Here is a 3,879-nt window from a genome sequence, read left to right as displayed (position 1 = left end):
GGATCGGCAATTCTCAAGATCACCACCGGCAATTCTAATTATCGTTGATCACCCGCCTCCAGTTTCTGGATCGTGATCGTGGCGCATCCGACCCGGCGTGCCAGGGTGTCCTGGGTCAAGCCAAGCTGCTTGCGCCGTTGTTTCAGCCAGGGCGCGAACGCCGGTGCATCGCTCATTGGTCACCCCCAGGATGGGTATGATAAAGCCATATATGGTTTTTGTATTGTCTTTTCTATTGCTTTGGATCTTCCATTGGCCACAGCATTGTGATGTAATGCAGAGCATCAGCAGACCCAATATCAACCTGGAACAAAGACTGACCGACGGGCGCAGCCAGCGCCAGCGATCATGTGCTGGGGAGTGTAGGTCAATAATACCATTTCCAGCCTCGTTTTTGGGGGAGAGCGAGGAGAGTTGTGGGAACATCCACGTGTATCGCCGGTTGCTCGCTCATACCGCGAGCCTAGTCGGACGGCATCGTGTGCCTTGTTTGGGCGAACCTTAGAAAGTTACGTAGGCGTAGGCGCCACTCAGTTTGTACGGGTCACTCGAACGCTATGGGTAGACGCGTAATGGACGAAAGGCATCGTGATCAAGGCCGTACCATGCGGTCATCAACTCAGCATACCAGGCAGCGCGCGCCGGGTCGGTCGTCCAGCGTACGCCCAGATAGTCGGCGGCTTTGGTGATACCGAGCACCGCGTGTTTCAGCTCTTCTGCGGTGTCGTCTGGCCCGACGGGTACCAGCAGTACCCGTGCCAGGCAATCCGCTGTTGCGCTACCATTCGGTACACCGTCGGCGCGAATCGCCGCGTAATGCAATGGGCGCAGGGCAGGCAGCCAGCGCACCGGGGTCTGCTCGCCAAGCACATAGGCATAAAACGTGGCGGCATCGCACGGCGCGGGGATGCGAACCGCGATATGATGCGCCAGCACCACGGGGTTCGCTGCGAGCAACGGCAATCCGGCGGCCTCCTCCAGACCCTGCCGCACGGTCGCCAGCGCTGCACCCTGCCGTGCTGCGAGCCCATCGGATCCTGCGAGGCGCCGCAGTTGGGCCAGAGCCAGCGCGGCGTCGGGAAGATCGTCGGGCTGTGTGAGCGCGTCGAGGGCCAGGGCCGGCAATGTGCGTTCTCGCCTGCTCAATTCGCCGATGCAGCGCTGAAGCACCCATCGCGACCTCCATCGCATTACCGAAGCGCAAGCAGGGCGACCGTGCCATCGTCGCACCCCACCGCCAGCGCCTGGTCGTCGGGAGTCCAGATCAATTGGCTAACCGGTGCCGGGAAAGCATACTGGGCCAGGGGCTTCTGACTGCGCGTTGGCCGCCAGAGCGCGACCATCCCGTCTTGGCCCGCCGAGGCCAGCATGGCCGGCGCGATGTTCGTCTCGGCGTGCTGGTAGGTCAAGGCACGCAGATACGCCTCGTGGAGGCCGAGCATGATCGGTGTGCTCTCCTCGGGGCCTTTGTTGCTGGCCCGCGTATCCCAGACCGCCACATCGCGCCCGCCCCCCGTCGCCAGGTAGCGGCTCGTCGGATCCCAGGCCAACTCGCGCATCTTGGTCTCGTAGCCCCACATTTGCAGGTCGTTGCCACTGGCGGCATACCAGAAATGGACGGTCTGATCCTGGTCGCCTGTGGCGAACATCGTCCCATCGGGACTCCAGGCGAGCACGAGTGACGACCCCTTCCAGGCGTAACGTCGCAACGGCGTGCGCGCATCTAAGCCCCAGAGCGTGGTGCCACCATAGGCGACGGCGGCGATCTGGGGCAAGCCAGGCTTCCAGGCGAGGTCGGCAATGGTCGATGCGTGATCGGTGTGCTCACAGACGAGATTTGCTAGCGCATCCCAGACGCGCAGGCTGCGACCGGCCGCCGCCGCCAGATACCGACCGCTCGCATCATAGCTCACCCGTTCGACCCAACTCGTGGCGTGGCGCAGCGCCAGCGCCTGCACGCCGGTCTGGCTCTCCCACAAGCGCACGTGGCCGTCCTGACCGGCCGAGGCGAGCAGTCGTCCGTTGGGGTGCCAAGCTACGGCCGTCGTGCCCAAGCCATGGCCGGGCAGTTCGTGCAAGCGTTCGCCGGTCACCGCGAGGATCGTGATCGGCCCATCGGCAAGCGCAGCGGCAAGCTGCGTCCCGTCGGGCGAGCAGCGCAGACTAATGATGTGCCCGTCGAGCTGGGCTCGCCAGCGTTGCGCGAGGGTTACCTTGGTGGGCGACGGGACCGCACGGCCCCGGGGACGAAAGAGGTTCATTGCTGCCTCCAATACAACTATGCTCACGCCAAGCAGGCCACAAAGTCAGCGTTCAATTGCTCACGGTCAAGGTTGCGCCCAATAAAGATCAGCTTGTTGGTGCGTGGTTCGCTGCCCCACGCACGGTCGGGGCGACCATCGAAAAGCATATGCACGCCCTGAAAGACGAAGCGGCGTGGATCGTCGGCGATGCTCAAGACGCCCTTCATGCGGAAGATATCGGTACCCTGCTCGCGCAGCAGCCGCGACAACCAGCGATTGAGCCGCTGCGGGTCAAGGTCGCCGGTCAGCGTAATCCCGACCGAACTGACCTCTTCGTCGTGCTCGTGGTCAGGCTTGTAGGCATGTTCCAGCATTGGGGCAAGCGGAGCATCACCCGTCAACAGGCGCAGGTTGAACTCATCGGGGCCGTGCTCTGTGAACAGGGCATACGCGCCAGGGGCGGAAATGTCGAGCGTGAAATGGAGCGACGGATCCCAGAGGTTCAGGCGGTAGCGTATGCCCCCCGGCGAGATCGTTGCCCCCGAATCAAGCACCAGTTCCTCGTCGGCAAAGACCCGCACGGCCTGCTCCTGGGTCACGGCCAGCGCTTCGGGTGTACTGGCTTCAGTTGGGAGCATAGCGAGCTGCATGGCCGGATCTGGCCCTTCATCGAGGGCCAGCGTATACGTTCCAGCCTCCAGGTGATAGATGCCGCCCCACTCGAAGGGGTACTCGGGCTCCATAAACTGCGGATCGATCTCCATCGCCCGCTCCAAGTTAAAGCCCCCGACATGGAGCACGGCGTCCAGATCAATGGCCGCGTTCTGGGTACGATAGATCTTCGCCGCCGCGTTCATCCCCAAAATGCGGCGCTCAAGCGCATCCAGTTCACCGACCTCGACCAGATCAGTTTTGTTCAACAGGATCACATCGGCAAACGCGATCTGCTCTTGGGCCTCGGGCGCATTGTCAATGTGGAGCACAATATGGCGGGCATCCACCAGGGTCACGATGGCATCCACGCGCAGCTTGGCCTTCAATTCATCATCCATCAAGAAGGTTTGCACGACCGGCCCGGGATCAGCGAGCCCGGTGGTTTCGATCAACACGTAATCAAACGCATCCTTGCGCTTCATCAAGTTCGAGAGAATGCGGATCAGGTCGCCGCGCACGGTGCAACAGATGCAGCCATTGTTCATCTCGAAGATCTCTTCCTCGGCATTGATCACGAGGTCATTATCCACGCCGACCTCACCAAACTCGTTTTCGATCACGGCAATGCGTTTGCCGTGCTGCTCGGTCAAAATGCGATTCAGCAACGTCGTCTTGCCAGCCCCCAGAAAGCCCGTCAGGACGGTCACCGGGGTGCGTGGGTCATCAAGCGTGGTCGCGGTCATCGGGTCTCTCCTTCGTTATGCGTCAGCAGCATACCGATCGCGAATAGTGGCGACCGTCATCGTGCTTGTCGCTTGGGGCAGCTTGCGCTGCTCAGGCGGCTGGCCTGGTCACAGCACAGCAATGACGGTCTCGCACGGCGGATAGCCAGGCTCAGTGTCGTTCCGTCGTAAGTGTTCACACTTGTCCTGGGAGCGAGGGCGTCCCGCCCTCGAAGGCATTCCGAGGGCGGGACGCCCTC

Annotated in this window: 4 protein-coding genes; all 4 read right to left on the bottom strand. The window is 62.1% G+C overall.

Annotation, left to right across the window (positions count from 1 at the left end):
- Positions 1-38: 38 nt before the first annotated feature.
- On the bottom strand, positions 39-176 hold the full coding sequence (locus EYB53_RS25115; protein WP_135482332.1) for a helix-turn-helix transcriptional regulator: 138 nt from the start codon (positions 174-176) through the stop codon (positions 39-41).
- Positions 177-555: 379 nt separating this feature from the next.
- Positions 556-1,170: an aspartate aminotransferase family protein gene (locus EYB53_RS25110; protein ID WP_135482329.1), complete on the bottom strand. Its 615-nt coding sequence runs from the start codon at positions 1,168-1,170 to the stop codon at positions 556-558.
- A gap of 20 nt (positions 1,171-1,190) precedes the next feature.
- On the bottom strand, positions 1,191-2,261 hold the full coding sequence (locus tag EYB53_RS25105) for a WD40 repeat domain-containing protein (RefSeq protein WP_135482327.1): 1,071 nt from the start codon (positions 2,259-2,261) through the stop codon (positions 1,191-1,193).
- A 23-nt stretch (positions 2,262-2,284) separates the two neighbouring features.
- The gene (locus EYB53_RS25100) at positions 2,285-3,640 is read right to left on the bottom strand and encodes a CobW family GTP-binding protein (RefSeq protein WP_135482325.1); all 1,356 of its coding nucleotides are present in this window, start codon (positions 3,638-3,640) and stop codon (positions 2,285-2,287) included.
- Between the last annotated feature and the right edge of the window lie 239 nt (positions 3,641-3,879).

Source organism: Candidatus Chloroploca mongolica (genome assembly GCF_004762035.2).
GTDB classification, from domain to species: domain Bacteria; phylum Chloroflexota; class Chloroflexia; order Chloroflexales; family Chloroflexaceae; genus Chloroploca; species Chloroploca mongolica.
This window is presented reverse-complemented; position numbering and strand designations above follow the sequence as displayed.